This is a genomic window from Neptunomonas phycophila (genome assembly GCF_001922575.1).
Taxonomy (GTDB): Bacteria; Pseudomonadota; Gammaproteobacteria; order Pseudomonadales; family Balneatricaceae; genus Neptunomonas; species Neptunomonas phycophila.
In genome coordinates this window covers 2,225,017-2,245,965 of sequence record NZ_MRCI01000001.1, presented here as the reverse complement: position 1 = coordinate 2,245,965, position 20,949 = coordinate 2,225,017, and the positions used below count along the sequence as shown (strand labels likewise).

Genomic DNA, 20,949 nt, shown 5'->3' with positions numbered 1-20,949 from the left:
GCGTTTGATTTTTAGTGTGGTATGAGCGGTTTATGAGTTACCAGGTACTCGCAAGAAAATGGCGTCCAAAACGTTTTACCGAGATGGTAGGGCAGGAACATGTTCTCAAGGCGTTAGTTAATGCGTTGGATGAAGATCGGTTGCATCATGCATACCTCTTTACAGGGACGCGTGGTGTAGGTAAAACATCAATAGCGCGTCTATTTGCAAAGTCTTTAAACTGCGAGACCGGTGTATCTTCTGAGCCTTGCGGCGTCTGTAGTGCATGTCGTGAAATTGCCGAAGGTCGTTTTGTTGATTTAATTGAAGTTGATGCCGCTTCGCGAACCAAAGTAGAAGATACCCGAGAGCTGCTCGAAAACGTTCAATATGCGCCGACACATGGGCGCTTTAAAGTGTACCTCATAGACGAAGTACATATGTTATCCAGCCACTCTTTCAATGCGCTGTTAAAAACACTAGAAGAGCCGCCTCCACACGTAAAGTTTTTATTAGCCACTACCGACCCACAAAAACTGCCAGTAACCATTTTGTCGCGCTGCTTGCAGTTCAACCTTAAAAACTTGATCCCTGAGCGTATCGTTCACCATCTGCAGTTTGTTCTGGGTGAAGAGCAAATTGCGTTTGAAGATCCAGCATTATGGTTACTGGCGCGCTCGGCTGATGGCTCTATGCGTGATGCTTTGAGTTTGACAGATCAAGCAATTGCGTTCGGTGCCGGAAGCGTTAACGAAAACGACGTGCGAGCTATGCTCGGAACGATTGATCAGCGTTTGGTGTACCGTATGCTGGATGCGCTTGTAGCGCATGATGCTAAGCTGCTTTTAAGTTCGGTAGCGGAGTTGTCTCGTTTTTCTCCGGATTATATGACTGTCCTCGGTGATATGATCAGCTTGCTGCACCGTGTAGCTGTCGCGCAAACGCTCCCCGAAGCGGTTGATAATAGTATGGGAGACCAACAACAGGTCACGACATTAGCGGGCCAGTTAACCGCTGAAGATGTGCAGCTGTTTTATCAAATTGCATTGATGGGGCGTAAAGACTTACCGTATGTGCCGGATGCACGGGAAGGTCTTGAAATGGTGTTGCTGCGTATGTTGGCTTTCCGTCCAGCCGATACGGCCGCGCGCCCGGTAACATTGAATCCCTCTTCAGACAGTAAACCGACAGAAAGCCAAGAAGCACCTGCTGGGTTAGCTCCGGTAACTGATCAACCAGCACCGGTCGAGCCTCAAGCTGAATCAGCTCCTATCGCTGCGCAGTCTGTCGAACCAATGCAAGCATCAGAGACGTCAAACTCTCGTACTGAAGATACGCCTCCATGGGAAGAGCAGCCGTTAGATAAACCGCAAGAGGCTTCCCAGCCTTCAGTTACAGCAGTACCATCACGAATAAACGCGCCGGTAGAGCCTTCTGCTCCTTCAGCATCCGATTTAGCACCGCCGTTTTATGATGAAAGTGATATTCCAGCTCAGGAGGCTGATGAGAACTACGCATCAAAAAAGCCTTCTAATGCGAGTGAGCAACTCTCGCAGAATGTATCCCCTGCGGAGCATAAAGCACCAGTAGTGGCTGCTTCTCAGCAACCCAGTGTGGCTGTACCCCAGCGCCAACCAATGATGGACGCTGCTGCTAACGCGATTGGAACGCCAGACTCATCAGCCGAAGCGCACATCGTCAAAACAGCCGATATGCCGCCGGCAACGTTAGATAAGAAAATTGCATTCAACGAATTTTCGCTCGATTTGTGGGTCTCAGTCGTAAGCCAGTTAGGCTTGACAGGTATGACAGCCAGTTTGGCCAATACGTTATCGCTAGAAGAGGTCGGTAGTGCTGAGCTGGTTTATCATTACACAGCCGACCAAGAAGCGTTACTTAGTGGTGTTCATAAAGAACGCATTCAAGATGCTATCTTGGACTATTTTAATGCCTCTATTGAGGTAAAATTTGTTAAGAATACGCAAACAAGAGAGACCCCCAGCCAATATTTTTCGCGGAAAAAGGCTGAGCGTTTAGAAGAAGCGATAGTCTCCTTTGAGCAAGATCTTGTTGTTCAAACGTTAGTAGAAGAGTTTCAAGGAGTGGTGATACGCGACTCTATTGTTCCGATTGATACGAACGGCTTATAAATATCCTATGATAGCCAGTCTATAGACAAGAAAAGGTGATTGAAAATGATGAAAGGTGGAATGGGCAATATCATGAAGCAAGCCCAAAAAATGCAAGAAGATTTGCAAAAGGCGCAAGCTGAAATCGCTATGGCAGAAATCACCGGCGAATCAGGTGCGGGGCTTGTTAAAGTTCAGATGAATGGCCGTCACGATGTTAAGCGTGTCTCTATCGATGACAGCTTGATGGAAGAAGATAAAGAGATTTTAGAAGATTTGATTACGGCAGCGGTCAACGATGCTGTTCGTAAAGTTGAATCTCACACTAAAGAAAAAATGGCTTCAATTACCGGCGGCATGGGTATGCCACCGGGCTTTAATATGCCTTTTTAAATTATGTCATTAAGTCCACTTATTCAGCAGTTGGTAACGTCTTTACGCTGCTTGCCGGGTGTTGGGCCTAAGTCCGCGCAGCGTATGGCGTTTCACTTATTAGAGCGTGACCGTGAAGCCGCTATGGAGTTGTCGCAGGCGTTGCAACAGGCTGCTGAAAACGTGGCTCATTGTGAACGTTGTCATACTCTCAGTGAGGCCAAGATATGTGCTTTGTGCTCGTCCTCTCAGCGGGATGAGTCAACGCTATGTGTCTTAGAATCCCCAATGGATGTTATGGCTATCGAGCAAACCAGTGGTTTTTCGGGGTTGTATTATGTGTTGGGCGGTCATTTATCGCCAATTGATGGCATAGGGCCAGAAGATTTGGGGATCGACGAGCTATTAGCGCGTGTGCGCAGTGGCGAAGTTAAAGAAATGATATTAGCGACTAACCCTACTGTTGAAGGGGAGGCAACAGCACATTACATCGCTCAACAGCTTAAAGGTACAGATGTAAAAGTAACACGTATAGCGCACGGGGTGCCTGTGGGCGGCGAGTTAGAATATGTCGATGGCGGCACGTTAGCGCATGCACTAGCAGGCCGCCGCTTATTATGAGAGAGCCGATGAACGAAAAAGCCTATGATTGGTCGTTATTAGAAGCGGCAGCTCATGATCCTGTATACGTAACAACCAATGAAGAGTTAGCCGCCTATTGCGATCATTGGCTGTCGTTACCGATGATTGCACTCGATACCGAATTCCAGCGTGTAGATACTTTTTATCCTATTCCCGGTTTGATACAAATCGCGGATGATCAGCGTTGCTACTTGATTGATCCATTAGAAGTCACTGATTTTGAGCCGTTGGTTAATGTCTTTAACAAACCCGATTTGCTCAAAATTATTCATGCAGGCAGTGAAGACTTAGAGCTGTTTAATCATACGTTAGGTGCTTTACCTAGCCCTATCTTTGACACGCAATTGGCAGCTGCTTTTGCGGGTTGGGGTTTTACGATGGGGTTGTTGCGCTTGGTTGAGCATGCCTTGGGGGTGCAGCTGGGCAAAGGAGAGACAACATCGGACTGGTTACGTCGTCCGCTTAGCCGTGATCAAGAGGTGTATGCGGCCTTGGATGTTGCATATTTGCCCGCGATTTGTCAGCAGTTAACGACTATTTTGCTAGAAAAAGGCTCATTAGACTGGCTGATGAGTGAGTCGATAGATGTACTGGATAATGTAATAGATAAGGATCCAGAAGGGCACGTATATTATCAGCGCTTTAGCCAAGTGTGGGGGCTGCCTCCTCATAAGCTAGCTGGCTTGCGTGACTTGACTAGCTGGCGTGAGCAACAAAGCCGAAAGCGTAATGTGCCACGTAACCGGATATTACGTAACCAAACGTTGATTACGTTAATAGAGCGTTGGCCACGTAACTCGCTAGAGCTATCACGAGTACCAGATATGCGGTCTAAAATAATCCGTGAAGACGGCGATACTATTTTAGAGATTTTGGCTAATGCGAAAGACAGTGCTGAAAAGAACCCTGCAGAGCCGATCAATAGGCCTTTACCTATAATTTGGAATAGTCGCTTAAAAAAGCTCAAAGCAATATCGAGATCGGTAGCTCAAAAGCGTGGTATAGCTCCGGAAATTCTATTGCGTAAGAAGGATTTGGACGCGCTGGTGCGGAGTAAGGAGCTTACAGGTGAATATCAGTTGCCCCCCGCTCTATGTGGGTGGCGTCGAGAGTTGATAGGTGAAGCGCTATTAGCTCAACTCAAACAATTTGAGCAGTAGGGTGTTGTATGTTGATTTGTAGTATTTATAAAAGCTCTAAAAAAGATGAAATGTACCTCTATGTAGATAAACGTGATGTACTAACGGCTGTCCCTGAAGAGCTAATGGCTATGTTTGGTACTGCTATACACGTGATGGACATGCCAATGAAAGAAGGGCGAAAGTTAGCTCGTGTGGACGTACAAAAGGTGTTGGCAGGTATTGCTGATAAAGGGTATTTTTTGCAAATGCCGCCGCCTAAAGATGATTACATGCTTGATCTTTTTAAAGGCCGGCCTGAGTCAGGTGTGCGCTAGTGGTTGCCCAAGAAGTCTTTTGGCGTAGTAAAACACTTGAGCAAATGACTCCTATGGAGTGGGAGTCTTTATGTGACGGTTGTGCGTTATGTTGTTTGCATAAAATAGAAGACGAAGATACGGACGAAGTATTTTATACAACGGTAGTGTGTCATCTCATGGATGATAACTGTCGTTGCACTCAATACGAGAAGCGTACCGAGTTAGTGCCTAGTTGTGTAAAGCTACGTCCTGAGGATGTGTCGGAGTTTCACTGGTTACCGCCGACATGTGCATATAGGCTTGTTTATGAAGGGAAGGATTTACCTGAATGGCATCCATTGTTGTCAGGGCGTGATGATTCAGTCATTAAGGCGAATGCCTCTGTATTAAGTATTTATGAAGTGAAAGATAATGAAATCAGTGAGGACCAGCTGATTGATTATGTTTTAGCTGACTAATAGGTAGTGTAGATAGCGAACGGCGCTAATCAGATGTCGTTTGTGTTAAGACTAAAAGAAAGGGCATTAAAAAAGGAGCGCTAAGCGCTCCTTTTTTGTGGTTACTCAAAACACGTCTTAGTTGTTTTGGTTAGCCATTTGAGCTTTGATCAGATCACCGATAGTCGTTGGACCAGCGGTTTCAACTTCTTGACTGCGAACAGCGGCGATAGCTGCTTTTTCGTCTGCCTGATCTTTAGCACGGATAGAAAGAGCGATAGCGCGGTTACGACGATCGATGTTAACGATCTTCGCTTCAACTTCTTCGCCTTCTTTCAGTGCAGTAGTTGCGTCTTCGATGCGCTCAGCGCTGATCTCAGAAACTTTCAGGTAGCCTTCGATGCCTTCAGCCAGTTCAATTGTAGCGCCTTTAGCGTCTACAGCTTTAACTGTACCTTTAACGATAGTGTTTTTATCGTTTGCAGCAGCGTATTCAGCAAATGGATCGCTGTCTAATTGTTTAACGCCCAAAGAGATACGCTCTTTTTCTGCGTCGATAGACAGGATAACCGCTTCAACTTCGTCACCTTTCTTGAATTGACGTAATGCAGCTTCTGCATCGCCTTCCCAAGTAATGTCAGACATGTGAACCAGACCGTCAAGGTCGTTTTCTAGGCCAACAAAGATACCGAAATCAGTGATCGTTTTGATCTGACCAGATACTTTATCGTTAGTAGCGTATTGCTCAGCGAAAGCAACCCATGGGTTGATTGTGCACTGTTTAATACCTAGAGAAATACGACGACGCTCTTCGTCAACGTCTAAGATCATAACTTCAACTTCTTCACCGATCTGAACAACTTTAGATGGGTGGATGTTTTTGTTAGTCCAAGACATTTCAGAAACGTGTACTAAGCCTTCTACGCCGTCTTCGATTGATGCGAAGCAGCCGTAATCAGTCAGGTTGGTGATGCGCGCGTTGCACTTCGTGCCTGCTGGGTAACGGTTTTTGATAGCTTCCCATGGATCTTCAGACAACTGCTTAAGACCTAGAGAGATACGGCTAGTTTCTTTGTCAAACTTGATGATCTTAACAGAGATCTCGTCACCTGGGTTTAGCATTTCGCTAGGGTGAGAGATGCGCTTCCACGCCATGTCAGTGATGTGTAGCAAGCCGTCAACACCGCCTAGGTCGATGAATGCACCGTAGTTAGTTAGGTTCTTAACGAAACCTTTAACTACTTGGCCTTCTTCTAGCGTAGCTAGAATTTCATCGCGCTGAGCGCTGTTAGCTTCTTGAAGAACAGCACGACGAGAAACAACAACGTTGTTACGCTTCTGGTCTAGCTTGATCAGTTTGAATTCAAGTTCTTTGCCTTCAAGGTGGTCAACATCACGTACTGGGCGAACATCTACCAATGAACCAGGTAGGAAGCCTTGAATGTTGTTGATGCTAACAGTGAAACCACCTTTAACTTTACCGCTGATGAAACCGTTAACTGTCTCTTCTGCATCGAACTTAGCTTGTAAGATTTCCCAAGCTTCAGCACGCTTAGCTTTTTCGCGAGATAGTTTAGTTTCACCGAAACCGTCTTCAACGGCTTCAAGAGATACTTTAACGCTGTCGCCGATCTTGATTTCAAGTTCGTTGGCATCGTTCAAGAACTGAGAACGAGGAATAACCGCTTCAGATTTAAGGCCTGCGTTAACAGTAACCCAGTCGCTATCGATATCAATAACTTCACCAGTTACAAGTGTACCTGGAGTCATGTCTACGTTCTGAAGGGATTCTTCAAACAGTTCAGCAAAGCTTTCGCTCATGAAAGTGTCCTATAGTTTGGCCAGCTAGCCGAGGAATAAGTGGCTTGACCGGCACAGTCCTACAACACCAGCTTGTAGGGTCAGTTATAAAGGCTAGTACATTGTGAAGGCTGGTGCACAATGAGATGCCTTGGAATTTAGTGTGCGTATTGTACAGTAATTGACAGAAATAAAGTAGTGCTATGTCAGATAGCCTTAAAAAGCTAATTTAGCCCTGGCTTGTGTCGGTAGAATTGTTGTCAAGACGTGTGCGAATAGCCAGCTGACAAGGGGCCACAACGCTCGATAGATCTTGCGCTAAGGCTTGGGGGAGTATGCTTCCATCATCGGTGCGGAAGTAAGTGGCTAGCAGGCGCTCTTCTTGTGGGGAATTAGCCGCTATGTCTACACCATCGCCTACACAAAAAGCGTAAGCGGGTAGATAATCGCTAATAACTTGCTGCTTCTGGTCGGCTGAAAGCATTAAACGGTTTCTTGTAATGTAAGCTTTATATTCAGCAGCACTGGCCGCCGCCATAATTTCTATTTGTAGCGTGCTAAAGCGTTCAGCATCTGAGCTTCGAATTAAAAAAGCTTTAACGCGACGTTCAACTTCGTTGAGCTCATCCGCTAAGCGATTAGGTGCAAAATGTTCATTAAGTTGTTTGTACTCTTCTAAGTCAGCAATACGAGCTTTGAGCGATTCTATCTCTTGTTGCAGCGCTTCATTATTTTGGATGAGAGTGTCTTTATCGTTCAATAAGCCGCGTATGACTTTTTGAGTTGGAGGGATCTTTCCTTCGTCAAAGGTCGATGGGAGTTGTTTCTCGCCGAGTTCGCCGGTTGACTCAAAGCTCCGTGAAGAGGCAACCATTTGGTAACCAAACTGCTCCAGCTCTTTTGCATTGATGGCAGTTTGTTGAGTTATATTGGTGTAGGCAAAATAACCGGCTATCGCAGCAATTACGATAGCTAGAAGGGTTATTATGCCGATCACTAGCCCTTTTTTTGATGATTTTACAGCTGGGCTAGTTTCTTGATCGGTCATAATAGCGGTTGCCTTCAATAACGAAATTACTGGTTAGATGCGGTTTTAAATGACTGCTCTAAAGTAGCTAAGTCTAATAAAATACGTGCACTTTCTTCCAGTATAGCCTCTGATTCTGTCGTTATTGGTCGTCCTGACTTATCTTTTTGCAGTTCATCGTCAATTTCGGATAATTTGCTAATAGGTTTTTCTCCTTTAGCGAGTCGACGGCGGTTTTCTGCGTCTAATTGCCATTGTTCGGCAGCATCACGTTTAGCTTTTAGTTGCTCTTTGTTAAGCGGTAAAAGCTCATCATCTTTGGTCGCTAAAACGCGAGCGATTTGTTCGCGCATATAGTTGAAGTCGGGTTGGCTTTTCACACGCTGGTTATGCAAGGTTACAAGCTCTTTTTTTACCGGAGGGAGGTCTGTATAAATGCCGTGGCGTGCTTGTTTGACAGTGTCCCATGGTAAAGCGCCGTCGAGCGCACTCTCGCCGATTTCAGTCGGATCGTAGAGACTCGGGAATTCGATATCGGGTATAACCCCTTTATTTTGGGTGCTTTCCCCTGAGATTCGGTAAAATTTAGCGTGGGTTAACTTAAGTTGGCCATGCTCAAGTGGCTGTAGAGTTTGCACTGTGCCTTTACCAAAGGTTTGGCCGCCCAAAATAACACCTCGGTCATAATCCTGAATTGCGCCGGCAAATATCTCAGAAGCCGATGCGCTAAGGCGATTAACAACTACCGCGAGCGGGCCGTCGTAAGCGACTTTAGGGTTGAAATCACCCATGATATCCACTCGACCATTAGGGTCCCGTATTTGTACTGTCGGGCCTCGATCAATAAAGAGTCCCACTAGTTCGTTGGCTTCACGCAATGAACCACCGCCGTTGTTTCGAAGGTCAATGACAAGTCCTTCAATGTTTTCGGTTTTGAGTTCGTTAATTAGTTTCTCTACGTCACGTGTAGTGCTTTTATACTGAGGGTCACCTTTTTGGAGGGCAGCAAAATCAATATAGAAGGCAGGTATGTCGATGATGCCTACCTTATGAGGAATACCTTTAGGGTCTTCTATGTTGAGAACGCGCTTTTGTGCTGCTTGTTCTTCTAGTTTGACGGTGTTGCGCTCGATGGAGACTACTTTGCGAATCGTTTTGTCTTCGCCATCAGAGGGGATGATTTCTAAACGGACGGTTGATCCTTTTGGACCACGAATGAGATCAACCACGTCGTCTAAACGCCACCCTACAACGTCTTCTATCTCTCCTGTTTTACCTTGGCCTACACCCACGATAACGTCGGCTGGTTTTAACTGACCGTTCTTATCAGCAGGCCCAGCAGGCACTAAACGAACCACTTTGGTATTTTCATTTTCACTCTGAAGCACGGCACCAATGCCTTCGAGCGACAAACTCATGTTGATCTTAAAGTTTTCGCTGCCTCGTGGCGAAAAGTAAGAGGTATGCGGATCAAAGTGTTCTGTAAAGATGTTGGCAAAGCGCTGAAATACGTCTTCACTTTTGGTTTGCGATAAACGCGCTTGTTGGTTTTTGTAACGCTTAAGAAGCGTTTCGCGCGCTTGGGCTTCGGTTTTGTCGGCTAGAACTAGGTTGAGCAGGCCGCTTTTAATGCGTTTGCGCCATAAATCATCCATGTCTTGCTCTGTCGCTATCCACGGATCATTGGAGCGGTCGGTGTCTATTGATTCATCTAACTCAAAATTAAAGGGCGTTGGGTCTTCAAGGCGAGCAATTACTTTTTCTAGGCGTTCGTTAATGCGTTGTTGTATACGGTTGAAGATAATATACGCAGGGTGCAAGTCGCCTTTGATGATGCTGTCGTCTAATTGGTCTTTGTATGCCGAAAACTCATCAATATCTGATTGGTAAAAGTAACTGCGGGCAGGGTCAAGTGCATCTAAATACTTAGAGAGGATTTCTTCAGAGAGGGCATCATCGATGGTAACTTTGTTGTAATGCCCAGCCGTTAGACGAGCCGTAATTTCTTGAATCGTTTTGGCGTGGACTTTTTCCGGTTGTAAGGCCGTCAACTCTGCGTTGGCAAAAGCCAAGGTTGGCGCTAGTGCCAAAGCAATTAACGATGAACGTAATGTGATCTTCATAACAACTCTACTTCCGGTTCCGTTTCATGTGAATTAAGACAGGCAGTTGCGTTAGTTGTTCCCTCTAACCTGCACTGTGAGTGTAGCTATCGGCTTGGTTAATGTAAAATCAATACCTTATTACGTTTGTTTTGTAACGTAGGATCACCATTAGGATTTAGAATTGATGAAAAAACGCACTGTATTTAAGCATTTAGGTGCTGTTTTCTGCGCTTGCGTGTTACTGGTGGGCTGCAGTGATGCACAAGAAGAGCGCCAACGAGAGGCATTTAGACAGTCTTTGGTTGATAAAGCGGTCAATGATGATACGCGTAAACAAGGGGATGCTTTTTTAGCAGAAAACAAGGAACGAGATGGCATTATCGAAATGCCATCTGGTTTGCAGTATCGCATTTTGAAAACGGGTGATGGTCACGTATCTCCATCGTTTGATCAGGCTGTTGTCGTTCATTATCAAGGGCGACGAATTGATGGTTTTATATTTGATGGTACAGCCCAGCGAGGAGAACCTTCCGTTTTTCCCGTGAATAAAGTGATAAGGGGATGGCAGCAAGCGTTAATCAAAATGCATGTGGGCGATCAATGGGAGTTATATGTTCCAGCAGATTTGGCATATGGAGCGACAAGCCCATCAACCGATATTCCTGCTAATTCTGTTTTGATTTTTACCGTTGAGTTACTCGATATTCAATCACACGACGGCCGTTCTATAGAAGGATAGTAAGATGAACCAATCCAATGCACCGTTAGAGAGTTTGATCCGCTTTTTAAATGAATCGCCAACACCGTTTCATGCAGTGGCCGCCATGAGTACACGTCTTGAGTCTGCTGGGTTTGAGTACTTAAACGAGCGTGATACATGGAATGTTAAAGCAGGCGGTCGCTATTACACCCAACGGAATGGTTCGTCTATTATAGCTTGGACAATGCCAACCACACGCTCTTTAGTGGATTCTGGTTTTCGTATGGTTGGTGCACATACTGATTCACCGTGTCTGCGGGTTAAGCCTAATCCAGAGATGCATCGTCACGGCTATTCTCAATTGGGAGTTGAGGTTTATGGCGGTGTATTATTAGCGCCATGGTTTGATCGTGATCTTTCTATTGCCGGCCGTGTGAGCTTTAAAAATACTGAAGGCGAACTGGACGCTGCGCTGATCAATTTTGAGAGACCCATCGCCATTATTCCAAGTTTAGCCATTCATCTGGACCGTGAAGCAAACAGTGGGCGTGCCATTAATGCACAAACATTCCTGCCACCTATACTAGGACAATCGGATGAGAAAGCCGATTTTAGGGCCTTGCTCAAAACGCAGTTAGAGGAGGGCGGGCATTCAGTGAGTGAAGTCTTAAACTATGAATTGAGCTTTTATGATACGCAGTCAGCTGCTTTGATTGGTTTGGACGAAGCGTTTTTGGTGTCGGCTCGCTTAGATAACTTGCTGAGCTGCTACATGGGGCTAACAGCGCTTATCAACGGGAATAGCGACGAGGGCATGTTGTTGGTCTGTAATGATCATGAGGAAGTCGGCAGTATGAGTGCCGTTGGTGCGCAAGGTCCAATGTTGGAGCACCTGTTGGAGCGTTTAGTAGTAAAGAGTGAAGACCGGAGCCGGATGTTAGCGCGGTCTATGATGATTTCCGCTGATAACGCCCATGGAATCCATCCTAACTTTGCAGATAAGCATGATGCTAACCATGGCCCTTTGTTGAACAAAGGGCCCGTGATTAAGATTAACGCCAACCAGCGTTACGCAACAACAGACGTGACCAGTTCTCAGTTCCGTTTGTTAGCACAAGCTGTTGGGGCCAATGTGCAGGAGTTCGTGGTACGCTCGGATATGGCATGCGGCAGTACGATAGGGCCAATCACTTCGGCTGAAATAGGGGTTAAAACGATCGATATCGGTGTGCCACAGTTTGCCATGCACTCTATTCGCGAAATGGCAGGTACTTCAGACGTGATGGATACTATAGAGATCTTTAAAGCATTCTATCGATTAGAAAATGTGTAATAAGCAAATGGGCTTGTGTTCCTCAAAGGATTAAGCCCATTACACAACAGCGAAAGTACGTCGATTAAATGTGAGATGTACTTCTGACGGGTATCTCTAGATCTGTTGAGTGTGAGCTAGGCCACTCTTTGAGTCTGAGCAGATTGATTGTCAGTGTTGTAAAAGCCTTCTAAAAGCATTTCCCACATGTTCTCGTGGAAGTGCAGGTAGCTGTCACACGCTTTACATTTAAAAAGATGACTGCCCGGAATTTTGCTGATTAGGTTTAATTGCTGATGTGCAGGCTTGTTGTGTTGATCAATTAATTTATTGCACTCGGGGCATGTAGTTGACATGGGATAGCATCCTTGCTGGTTTCAAACTAAAAAATATATTAGTAGAAATTAATACGTGAAAAAATAGGACTTATTCCTATTTTTGATCGCGATTCATTTTTTTGATTGTAATGTCTCGCTACTTGTGTGATTGCTCATCTTCTTGAGATGGACAAGAAAAGGGGCTGGCGGTCGGCGTTTACATCAATTTACTAACGGAAATTCTATGCTACATATTACAAATGGTGATTTTGCTTCTCAGCGTATTCGAGAGCTGGATATTGAGGGCGGGCAACTGGCATGGTCGGATGTGCTGCACGAAGGCCCTGTACCTGGCAACCTGACATTAGAAGAAATGTCGATGGTGAGAGCGAGTTTTATTGCTGATTGCGGTTGGGCAACGAATATGGAGGCTCAGTTTCACTTTCAGACCCGTGACGCTGTTTTTTTAAGTGCAGCAAACACCGGTGATGTTGTGCTGTGGGTAACCCATGAGTTATACGATCAACTGCATATGATGCAGGTATTGGCATGGTATGCGACAGAAGGTGCGGACAAAGCAAAGCCCGAACTCGTGTTTATTGATCAGCATTTAAGCCCTGATACACCCGCCGCAGCAGTTACCGAAGCGTTTTCTAATCGTCGACAAGCGACACAGGATGATATTCAGCAGGCTTATCAGGCATGGGTCGCTTTTACGGCTTTAAATCCTCGTAGCTTAGAGTCAATTGCTGCATTTGACACCAGGCTTCCGTTCCTTAAAGCAGGTATTGAACGGCTTAAACATGAGTATCCTGATCAGCAAGGCATATCGTTAACTGAGCGACATGCGTTAACTGTATTAGCCGACAGTGTGTCAGCTGCACCGTATGAATTATTTGGCAACGTTCGTCTTAAAGAAGCCGTTCCTTTTATGGGGGATGCGAGTTTTTGGCGAATTCTACAGGCAATGACTGAATCCGCGCAGCCACTCATGACCTGTGATGATCAAGCACGTTTTGAGCTGCCAGGCTTATATCAACATGCCGATAACTTTAATGAACGCCGTTTAGCAATTACTGATGCGGGCAGGGCTGTTTTGGCTGGGGAGTTGGATTGGCTAGATGAACACGTGATTCACCGATGGGTTGGGGGTGTTAGATTGCAATCACCGGGTTGTTGGCGCTTTGATACAAATACACAAAGTTTTGTACGTAAATAAGCGATCCGGTAGTTTTTTTAAACTGTGCAGGTTAGGATGTCGACCACGTTCTGTCAGGTTTTGGGTTTTGTTGGTTTGCTAACTGATTCGGACCCTTTCAGTGAAGCAAATAGACATTGATATGGGAGATTCTCATGCAGGTTGCTGACAAATCCGTTGTCTCAATCCATTACACTCTGACTAACAGCGCAGGCGAGACACTTGACTCATCTGTTGGTCAGGCTCCATTAGCTTATCTGCATGGAGCTAGCAACATCGTTCCCGGTTTAGAGAACGCATTAGTGGGTAAAGCAGTAGGCGATAAACTTGATGTGCAAGTGACCGCTGAAGAAGGTTATGGGCCGTTACGTGAAGAGCTGGTACAAAAAGTACCGCATGAAAACTTTCAAGGCGTAGAAGACTTGCAAGTTGGCATGCAGTTTATGGCGCAAGCCCCGTGGGGCGAGCAGCCAGTTACAGTGGTAAAGGTTGAAGAAGACGGCGTAACATTGGATGGTAACCATCCATTAGCGGGCCAAGATCTCACTTTTGCTGTTGAAATCGTTGAAATTCGCGATGCAACAGAAGAAGAAATGACTCATGGTCATGCGCATGGCGAAGGTGGTCACCACCACTAAGCTAAGCAATAGCTTTAAAAACGCAGCACTGAAAAGTGGCTGCGTTTTTTTTGTCTTAAAATTGAGTGATTGGCCGATACTTAATGTCTGAGCTGTATAAACTATACTTTTAGTCCACCTGTAAGGAGTAGGGAATGCAAGATCGCGTAATGCAAGCGATTGAAACTATATCGTCAGTTATTTACGGTAAAGAACATACGGTAAAACTAGCAGTAACTTGCCTGTTAGCTAAAGGCCATTTGTTGTTAGAAGATCTGCCAGGAATGGGCAAAACGACTTTAGCGCATACTCTTGCGCATGTTTTTGGGTTGGACTACCGTCGTGTGCAGTTTACAAGTGACTTACTGCCTGCAGATGTGTTGGGGAGTATGGTGTTTGAGCCTGGCACAGGTACTTTTCGGTTTCACGCAGGCCCGGTTTTCACGCAATTGTTGTTGGCCGATGAGGTGAATCGCGCTACAGCAAAAACACAGAGTGCGTTGTTAGAAGCAATGGAAGAGCGCCAAGTCTCTCTCGATGGAACTACCCGCGAACTACCGTCGCCTTTTTTTGTGATCGCCACACAAAACCCAATCACCCAATTAGGCACTTACCCCTTGCCTGAATCACAGTTAGACCGCTTTTTAATGAGGCTTTCTATGGGGTACCCCGACGCAGAGACGGAGCGCCGTTTATTAATGCACGGCGATACTCGGCATGACATTGCTGCTTTACCTGCCTGTTTGTTGGCGGAGGACTTGTTAGCACTGCAGCAGGCGTGCGATCAGGTATCGTTATCCGATGCGGTGGTAAATTATGTACAACGGTTGGCTGAAGCCTCTCGTCAATCAGATTTCATCAGTTTAGGCTTATCTCCACGAGGAGCATTGGCAGTAATCCAATCGGCTAAAGCATGGGCATTTTTGAGTGGTCGTGACTATTTGCTACCTGATGATATACAAGCCGTATTTCCGAGTGTTGTGTCTCACCGTCTGCTGGTTCGTACTGAGTTAGGTACCGGTAAAGATCCAGCTACAGAGCTTTTGTCTCAAGTCGATGTTCTTCAGTAAAGGGTCGTTTTTTGAAAAAGCATTTACAACAATGGTTGGATCAACGATTCCCTGCCAGCAACAATATTAAACTTACACAGAATCGCATCTATATCTTGCCCACAAAAGCGGGCATTGGATATTTAATCGTTGCCTGTGCGGTTTTATTGTTAGGTATCAATTATCAGAATAACCTCGCTTATGCTGTCTGCTTTTTGATGGTTTCAATGCTGATTACAGCGATATTGCATACTTTTTCAAACTTATCGGGCTTACACATTAATACAGGTGCTGTCATGCCTGTGTTCGCAGGACAAAATGCTCATGTATCCGTTGTCTTAGCATCGGTTCGAGACCAGCAGCAATTATCGATTGGATTTTTGCGTGAAGCATTTCAAACGACTGATGTCCCTGTGAGCAACCCCGTAACCGTTGTTATATCTCGCTCTACTCGTTGGCGAGGCTGGTTGGAACCGGGGCTTTTAGTGATATCCACGGTTTATCCATTTGGTCTTTTAAAGTCATGGAGCCGTGTTCGTATCGATCAGAAAATATTAGTTTACCCTCGGCCAATTCAAGGCGGCGACATTCAATCTCTGACATCGGGAATCCTCGATGATACGGGTAGTGGGCGCTCCGATGAGAACCTAGACGCGCTAAAAAGTTATGAAACGGGTGAGTCGATTAGCCGTATTGCTTGGAAAGTTTACGCCAAAGGGCAGGGGTTACATTCATTAAACTTTGAGCGAGAATCACAAGATAATATCTGGTTACATTGGGCCTTGTGGCCCGAGCTGACAAGGGAAGCTCGCCTGTCCCGTCTGGCATATTGGGCCGTTGAACTTAGCCGTCAAAATCTATCTTTTGGTTTGCAAATACCTGGTGCGCGCGTGGAAATAAACCAGGGTGACGAGCATATGCATGCAGTGCTAACGTGCTTGGCTCTGTATGAAGGGAAGGAACAGTAATGAAAAAGACTTTGGTTCCTTTGCCTTTTTATGCCGGTTGCTGGCTGGTCATTATGGTGGCAGTGATGAGTATTGCGCATGTGCCCCAGTTGCCACTTTGGTCAATTATTTTTTCGGTTATGACGCTGGCTTGGTCTTGGTTAGTGCTACAGCAAAAAGTGAAGCCGATCTCTGCACTGATGAAGCATCTTGTGATGGCTATTGTGGTAATCGCCACGCTTGCCTCAGCTATTTCTGCCGATGGGCTTGCCGGTTTGTCCACCTTGCTGGTGACAGGCTCTATGTTAAAGCTTTTGGAAACTAGAACTAGGCGCGATGGTTGGGTACTAGTGCTCGCTAGTTGCTTTGCTACCGCCGTGAGTTTTTTGTTTAACCAAACCATGTTATCGGCTTTATTGGGTTTGATATCTATAGTGGTCATCTTTTGTGCGTTGGTTTCGATGCACTCGTCTGGCGAATACAAAAAACAGCCCTTTAATGCCGCTTTTGTTAAGCCGCTAAGACGCAGTAGCGCGCTATTGGTCCAATCACTTCCGATGATGATTGTTCTCTTCGTTGTGTTTCCCCGGATAGGTCCTTTGTGGAGCGTGGAATATAAAAATGGTGCTGCTAAAACTGGGCTTTCGGAGAGTATATCGCCCGGTCAAGTGGGGCGTTTAACCCGCTCAGACGCTGTCGCCTTTCGAGTGTCTTTTGAAGGAGACCAGCCCCCGCCGCGTCAAGATCGTTATTGGCGGGCCATGACGTTGAGCCGCTTTGACGGTGAACAGTGGTTTATGGATGATTTTTTACGACGTGAAGCCACCGTTGCGCCCAGTGGAACTAGGTCAGAAAATCGCTATCAGTACCAAGTGATAGCGGAGCCATCAGCTAACCCATGGTTATTTTTATTGGACTACCCCACACAGGTGAGTGGTGAGCAAATACAGCTGGCTAGCAATAAAACCACACGCGCAATTAAACCCTTGGACAACCGCTTTACGTATCAGGCAAGTAGTGTAGTAAGTGACCGTTTCTTTCAAACAGAGCTCAAATGGGCTGAACGTTATACCGCGGTGCCCAATGGTGGGAATCCTAAGACGCGTGCATTGGTGGCTCAGTGGCGTGAACAGCGTTTGAGTCATTCCGAAATTATTGAGCAGATTTACAATTTATTTAATCGTTCGTTTCGTTACACCCTATCGCCACCTGTATTAGTCGCCGATCAGCAAGATGCTTTTCTGTTCGATACACAAGCTGGTTTTTGTGAGCATTTCGCATCGGCCACCGCTTATATGTTGCGCCTAGCGGGTATTCCAGCGCGATTGGTTGGGGGATACCAAGGTGGTGAGTGGAATGCCTACGAGTCATATATGTTGGTTCGCCAATTTGAGGCGCATGCGTGGGTCGAGTATTGGCAGCAGGGAGAAGGGTGGATTCGATTAGACCCGACAGCCTTTGTTGCTCCTGAGCGTATTGAGCAATCTTTCGACCAACTTTTTGGCGACGATACAAATTTTGCGGCTGACTCTGCTGCATCTCTCATTCGTTGGGAAAAGCGTTGGTCGTGGGTAGGGGACTTGCGATTACGCTATGATGCGGTTAACTATCGTTGGCACAGGTGGATTTTGGGGTATCATGAAACACAACAATTACTGTTGAGTGATTGGCTGAGCGGTAAAAATCGTCTTGCGTTAATCGCCTTGGTTGTCCTGCCTGTTAGTGTGTTTCTTGCGGTAACGCTATGGTGGTTATTACGTAAAAAAGATCACTACCTAAACGCTAGGAGTCGCGATATTGAAAAGGTGTCACGTCTTCTAGAGCAAAAGGACGGACGCTTACGGCGTAAAAAAGAGGAAACATTGCGCCGCTATTTAGAGCGGGTTGTGGCTTATTACCCCGAGTTGGCAGCTGTTGCGCCAGCATGGTTAACTGCTTACGAGCGCTTAGAATATTTGCCTCAAGGTAAAACGGCGTCACCCCTGCAAAAAACGTATACTTTTGCCTATCGACACTTTTACCGTGGTGCAAAGCGTTTGTCTGCTAAACGGTAGCAACAGTTAACTGCATCATCTTTATTCATCATGTGTTTGAATCACACACTCAAGGACGTACCATATTTTATATGAACGCGCGCGTGCTTAAACAGCCCATCACAATTATGGTTAATGGTGAACCATACGAGCCTGATGTGCGATTTAGCCGACGAAAAACAGCAGCGTTGGAAATTCGCCACGGTGAGTTGCTAGTGCGTGTTCCGCTAAGAACATCCAGAGCATGGGTGCTAAGCTTTATCCAATCGCGAATTGAATGGATAGAAAAGCACTTAACCAATCAGTGTGAGCAAATGAGGCTGCATTTGCCTGACCCTGTTGAACAAAGCCGCGTGCTGCTAAGAGGCCAGTCTTTACACTTCAGTTTCTCGGTTGCGCCGGTGGCTAAGTCATATGTTGAGCTAACCGATGAGGGGGTTGATGCATTGATTAGCACGCGGGTAAAAAAAGCCCCTGAAGAGGCGGCTGTTTTGATCCTGAAGGCATGGTTGCATGAGCAAGCCGAGCTGTTTTTTCAACAGCGTACTCATTTTTGGGCAGGGCAGATGCAGCTTACTCCCCATTGCGTAAAAACAGCCAATTTCAGACGTATGTGGGGGCGCTGTTCATCGAAAGGGGAAATAGCTTTAAATTGGCGGCTCATTATGGCCCCGGAAGAGGCGATTGATTACGTCATTATTCATGAACTTGCTCACCTAGTTGAGTTTAACCATTCTCCAGCATTTTGGGAAAATGTGGCTAAGTTTTGTCCCGAATACCGTCAGTGGAAGCAGTTTTTTCAAGATCGATCATCTTGGTTGCTTTGGTGATTTTCAATATTGATGCCCCAAAATATTTGATTTAGGTCATACCAGTTAGTGCTTTGGTCTTGTTTTGCCGTGACGCCTAGAAAAAGGCGCCTTTTAAACTACACTTTTTCAATGTTAAGCCGATGGAACAAGTAACCATAAAAATAACGGCTACATTGATAACGTCCTTTCCTCGGCTTTACTGAAGTAGCTAGATACCCATCACAACTTTCAGGATTTATTATGAGTTTATACGCATCGGTTGAGCGCACGTTTTTTAACTCGTTAACTAAGAAAATAGTCGGTAATGTTATTTTTTTATTATCTCCTCATTTCGTCATGTTGCTGATCGGTTGGCATTATGTAAATGAAATGAAGTCTTTATTGGTCAGCGCTGAGTTAGCTAATCCATTACGTATGAGTTTAGTTGGGCAAATCGACAGCTTCATGACGTGGGGGCTGGTGACGATTGGGTTTGCGGTAGCAGCCGCTGTGTTCACTATCTTTTTTATGCGGCATTTATTTTTAAGGCCAATCAAAGCAATAACTGGCGTATTAAAGCAAATTAAAGACAACGATGGGGACATTTCCGTTACGTTGCCCGAGTTTACCTACGATGAAATTCGTGACATGGCTCGTAACTATAATGAATTTTCTTCGCGCCTTAAAAAAATGATTTCGGAATCTCGACGTCGCACGGTGAGTGTTGCTTTGTGCGCCACCAAAATGCAGAAGGTACTTTCCCAGGCCAGCCAATCGGTTACCAAACAAGAAGAGCAGGCCCAGCTTGTCTTCCAGTCAAGCCAGGAAGCCTCTCAGGCTGTACAAGAAGTGGCCGCCACAACTATGCGTATCAGTGAACAGAATAGTTCAAACATGACTGACGTACGCCGTTCTAGTGATGAGTTAATGAAAGTTCAGGATCAAGTTAGGTCAATAAGCGAACTGGTAACTAATTTCCAAGATACGGTTCAGCAGTTGAATGATAACTCGGACAACATCACTAAAATTTTATCTATGGTTCAAGACTTCTCTGACCAGACAAACTTGCTAGCCCTTAACGCGTCCATTGAGGCGGCAAGAGCCGGTGATGCAGGGCGAGGGTTTGCAGTGGTGGCCGATGAAGTTCGTACACTGTCACAAAAAGTGAGCGTCGCGACCAGTGAAATAGATAAGAACATCAGCCAAATGGGGAGCCTCATGGAATACACTCGCTCTCGTGCTGATAATATCCGGGAGTATGTGCATAACACAGAGGGCTTTATTGAGAATACAAACTCACAGTTTATGAGTTTGGTTAAAGACTTTGAGGCGGTCAATGGGGAGTTGTCAGGCATTAGTGCGGCAATTGATGAGCTTTCTTATAGTAATAAACAATCTCATGGCCATGTAACTGAAATCACCTCTATCGCTCGTGATATTGATAATGAAATGAGGGAGTCACAGAAGCACTCATCTGATCTTGAAGTGGCTACTGAGGAAACGCAAGAGCTGCTTTCTCGCTTTATTATCGGTTATGGCGGTTTTGAAAGTATGATTCAGGCCGGACGGGGCTGGGCGCAGAAAACGCAACAGACACTACAGCAGCTAGCCGATTCTGGGCAGAACATATTTGATACGAATTACAAACGACTCAACCCGCAGCAATTGCCCGAGAAGTTTGACGTGTCTTATGCCTCGGCTTATGAAGGGGTGATGCGTCCTCTGTTTGATAGCTTTATCGCTGAGCGGTCAGAGTTTATTTATGCCATAGCCGTAGATAGAAATGGCTATGCAGCAGCGCATCACACAAAAGTATCCAACGCAATGACCGGCAATTTTGAGGTGGATAACTTGAAAAGTCGTCATCGCCGTAAATTTGATGGCAATAGAGCTGAGCAGCGCAGGGCCTCCCACACTAGCCCGTTTTTGCTGCAGACGTTTATACGAGATACGGGTGAAGTGCTTAATGATCTTTCTATTCCTTTATATGTGAATGGGCAGCATTGGGGGGCATTGATCATGGGCTTTAATCCGGATGCCCTTTTAAGCGAGTGAT

19 protein-coding genes are annotated in these 20,949 nt (G+C 45.8%); 15 read left to right on the top strand and 4 right to left on the bottom strand.

Annotated features, from left to right (window positions below; all coding sequences use genetic code 11):
* Positions 1-32: 32 nt before the first annotated feature.
* From dnaX to BS617_RS10125, 6 genes are read left to right on the top strand one after another with little or no spacing between them, the layout of a single operon-like run.
* Positions 33-2,129 carry a DNA polymerase III subunit gamma/tau gene (dnaX, locus tag BS617_RS10150; protein WP_075172693.1) on the top strand — a complete coding sequence of 699 codons (2,097 nt, stop codon included), beginning with the start codon at positions 33-35 and terminating at the stop codon, positions 2,127-2,129.
* A gap of 45 nt (positions 2,130-2,174) precedes the next feature.
* Positions 2,175-2,501, top strand: a complete 327-nt coding sequence (locus BS617_RS10145; protein ID WP_075172692.1) for a YbaB/EbfC family nucleoid-associated protein — start codon at positions 2,175-2,177, stop codon at positions 2,499-2,501.
* Between the two features lie 3 nt (positions 2,502-2,504).
* Positions 2,505-3,101 (top strand): recombination mediator RecR, encoded by a 597-nt coding sequence (gene recR / locus BS617_RS10140; protein WP_075172691.1) that lies wholly within the window; start codon positions 2,505-2,507, stop codon positions 3,099-3,101.
* Between the two features lie 8 nt (positions 3,102-3,109).
* Positions 3,110-4,282, top strand: a complete 1,173-nt coding sequence (gene rnd / locus BS617_RS10135; protein WP_075172690.1) for a ribonuclease D — start codon at positions 3,110-3,112, stop codon at positions 4,280-4,282.
* Between the two features lie 8 nt (positions 4,283-4,290).
* The gene (locus tag BS617_RS10130; protein WP_075172689.1) at positions 4,291-4,578 is read left to right on the top strand and encodes a YcgL domain-containing protein; all 288 of its coding nucleotides are present in this window, start codon (positions 4,291-4,293) and stop codon (positions 4,576-4,578) included.
* Positions 4,578-5,018, top strand: a complete 441-nt coding sequence (locus tag BS617_RS10125) for a YcgN family cysteine cluster protein (RefSeq protein ID WP_075172688.1) — start codon at positions 4,578-4,580, stop codon at positions 5,016-5,018. Before BS617_RS10130 ends, BS617_RS10125 begins: the two co-directional genes overlap by 1 nt.
* A gap of 117 nt (positions 5,019-5,135) precedes the next feature.
* On the opposite strand, the gene rpsA is transcribed toward BS617_RS10125, so the two are convergent.
* From rpsA to BS617_RS10110, 3 genes are all read right to left on the bottom strand, one after another.
* The gene (gene rpsA, locus BS617_RS10120; RefSeq protein ID WP_075172687.1) at positions 5,136-6,818 is read right to left on the bottom strand and encodes a 30S ribosomal protein S1; all 1,683 of its coding nucleotides are present in this window, start codon (positions 6,816-6,818) and stop codon (positions 5,136-5,138) included.
* 208 nt (positions 6,819-7,026) lie between these two features.
* Positions 7,027-7,845, bottom strand: a complete 819-nt coding sequence (locus BS617_RS10115; RefSeq protein WP_075172686.1) for a hypothetical protein — start codon at positions 7,843-7,845, stop codon at positions 7,027-7,029.
* A gap of 26 nt (positions 7,846-7,871) precedes the next feature.
* The gene (locus BS617_RS10110) at positions 7,872-9,947 is read right to left on the bottom strand and encodes a carboxy terminal-processing peptidase (protein WP_075172685.1); all 2,076 of its coding nucleotides are present in this window, start codon (positions 9,945-9,947) and stop codon (positions 7,872-7,874) included.
* A gap of 166 nt (positions 9,948-10,113) precedes the next feature.
* Between BS617_RS10110 and bamJ the strand changes: the two genes are divergently transcribed.
* Both bamJ and BS617_RS10100 read left to right on the top strand, forming a co-directional pair.
* The gene (bamJ, locus tag BS617_RS10105; protein ID WP_075172684.1) at positions 10,114-10,668 is read left to right on the top strand and encodes a BamJ family beta-barrel-assembly machinery protein; all 555 of its coding nucleotides are present in this window, start codon (positions 10,114-10,116) and stop codon (positions 10,666-10,668) included.
* 4 nt (positions 10,669-10,672) lie between these two features.
* Entirely contained in the window at positions 10,673-11,962 is a 1,290-nt protein-coding gene (locus BS617_RS10100; protein ID WP_075172683.1) for a M18 family aminopeptidase, read from the top strand.
* Positions 11,963-12,078: 116 nt separating this feature from the next.
* Here the strand turns inward: BS617_RS10100 and BS617_RS10095 are convergent, their stop codons facing one another.
* A complete protein-coding gene (locus tag BS617_RS10095; RefSeq protein ID WP_075172682.1) occupies positions 12,079-12,297 on the bottom strand; it encodes a hypothetical protein in 219 nt (72 codons plus the stop codon).
* Between the two features lie 205 nt (positions 12,298-12,502).
* Here BS617_RS10095 and BS617_RS10090 point away from each other — a divergent pair, with 205 nt between their 5' ends.
* From BS617_RS10090 to BS617_RS10060, 7 genes are all read left to right on the top strand, one after another.
* A complete protein-coding gene (locus BS617_RS10090) occupies positions 12,503-13,477 on the top strand; it encodes a hypothetical protein (RefSeq protein ID WP_075172681.1) in 975 nt (324 codons plus the stop codon).
* A 134-nt stretch (positions 13,478-13,611) separates the two neighbouring features.
* Complete coding sequence (slyD, locus tag BS617_RS10085) at positions 13,612-14,094, top strand: peptidylprolyl isomerase (RefSeq protein WP_075172680.1); 483 nt, start codon at positions 13,612-13,614, stop codon at positions 14,092-14,094.
* Between the two features lie 134 nt (positions 14,095-14,228).
* A complete protein-coding gene (locus BS617_RS10080; protein ID WP_075172679.1) occupies positions 14,229-15,143 on the top strand; it encodes an AAA family ATPase in 915 nt (304 codons plus the stop codon).
* A gap of 11 nt (positions 15,144-15,154) precedes the next feature.
* Positions 15,155-16,090, top strand: coding sequence for a DUF58 domain-containing protein (locus BS617_RS10075; RefSeq protein ID WP_083609996.1), 936 nt, complete (start codon positions 15,155-15,157; stop codon positions 16,088-16,090).
* Entirely contained in the window at positions 16,090-18,123 is a 2,034-nt protein-coding gene (locus BS617_RS10070; RefSeq protein WP_075172678.1) for a transglutaminase TgpA family protein, read from the top strand. Before BS617_RS10075 ends, BS617_RS10070 begins: the two co-directional genes overlap by 1 nt.
* A 71-nt stretch (positions 18,124-18,194) precedes the next feature.
* A complete protein-coding gene (locus BS617_RS10065) occupies positions 18,195-18,932 on the top strand; it encodes a M48 family metallopeptidase (RefSeq protein WP_075172677.1) in 738 nt (245 codons plus the stop codon).
* Positions 18,933-19,154: 222 nt separating this feature from the next.
* Positions 19,155-20,948, top strand: coding sequence for a methyl-accepting chemotaxis protein (locus BS617_RS10060; protein WP_075172676.1), 1,794 nt, complete (start codon positions 19,155-19,157; stop codon positions 20,946-20,948).
* The last annotated feature ends 1 nt before the right edge of the window (position 20,949 follow it).

Bases quoted from the DNA above. Each gene is read 5' to 3' on its own strand.
- BS617_RS10110 (WP_075172685.1), bottom strand. From the start codon at position 9,947: ATGAAGATCACATTACGTTCATCGTTAATTGCTTTGGCACTAGCGCCA.
- bamJ (WP_075172684.1), top strand. From the start codon at position 10,114: ATGAAAAAACGCACTGTATTTAAGCATTTAGGTGCTGTTTTCTGCGCT.
- slyD (WP_075172680.1), top strand. From the start codon at position 13,612: ATGCAGGTTGCTGACAAATCCGTTGTCTCAATCCATTACACTCTGACT.
- BS617_RS10080 (WP_075172679.1), top strand. From the start codon at position 14,229: ATGCAAGATCGCGTAATGCAAGCGATTGAAACTATATCGTCAGTTATT.
- BS617_RS10065 (WP_075172677.1), top strand. From the start codon at position 18,195: ATGAACGCGCGCGTGCTTAAACAGCCCATCACAATTATGGTTAATGGT.
- dnaX (WP_075172693.1), top strand. From the start codon at position 33: ATGAGTTACCAGGTACTCGCAAGAAAATGGCGTCCAAAACGTTTTACC.
- rpsA (WP_075172687.1), bottom strand. From the start codon at position 6,818: ATGAGCGAAAGCTTTGCTGAACTGTTTGAAGAATCCCTTCAGAACGTA.
- BS617_RS10145 (WP_075172692.1), top strand. From the start codon at position 2,175: ATGATGAAAGGTGGAATGGGCAATATCATGAAGCAAGCCCAAAAAATG.
- BS617_RS10095 (WP_075172682.1), bottom strand. From the start codon at position 12,297: ATGTCAACTACATGCCCCGAGTGCAATAAATTAATTGATCAACACAAC.
- recR (WP_075172691.1), top strand. From the start codon at position 2,505: ATGTCATTAAGTCCACTTATTCAGCAGTTGGTAACGTCTTTACGCTGC.
- BS617_RS10130 (WP_075172689.1), top strand. From the start codon at position 4,291: ATGTTGATTTGTAGTATTTATAAAAGCTCTAAAAAAGATGAAATGTAC.
- BS617_RS10060 (WP_075172676.1), top strand. From the start codon at position 19,155: ATGAGTTTATACGCATCGGTTGAGCGCACGTTTTTTAACTCGTTAACT.
- BS617_RS10115 (WP_075172686.1), bottom strand. From the start codon at position 7,845: ATGACCGATCAAGAAACTAGCCCAGCTGTAAAATCATCAAAAAAAGGG.
- rnd (WP_075172690.1), top strand. From the start codon at position 3,110: ATGAACGAAAAAGCCTATGATTGGTCGTTATTAGAAGCGGCAGCTCAT.
- BS617_RS10100 (WP_075172683.1), top strand. From the start codon at position 10,673: ATGAACCAATCCAATGCACCGTTAGAGAGTTTGATCCGCTTTTTAAAT.
- BS617_RS10070 (WP_075172678.1), top strand. From the start codon at position 16,090: ATGAAAAAGACTTTGGTTCCTTTGCCTTTTTATGCCGGTTGCTGGCTG.
- BS617_RS10090 (WP_075172681.1), top strand. From the start codon at position 12,503: ATGCTACATATTACAAATGGTGATTTTGCTTCTCAGCGTATTCGAGAG.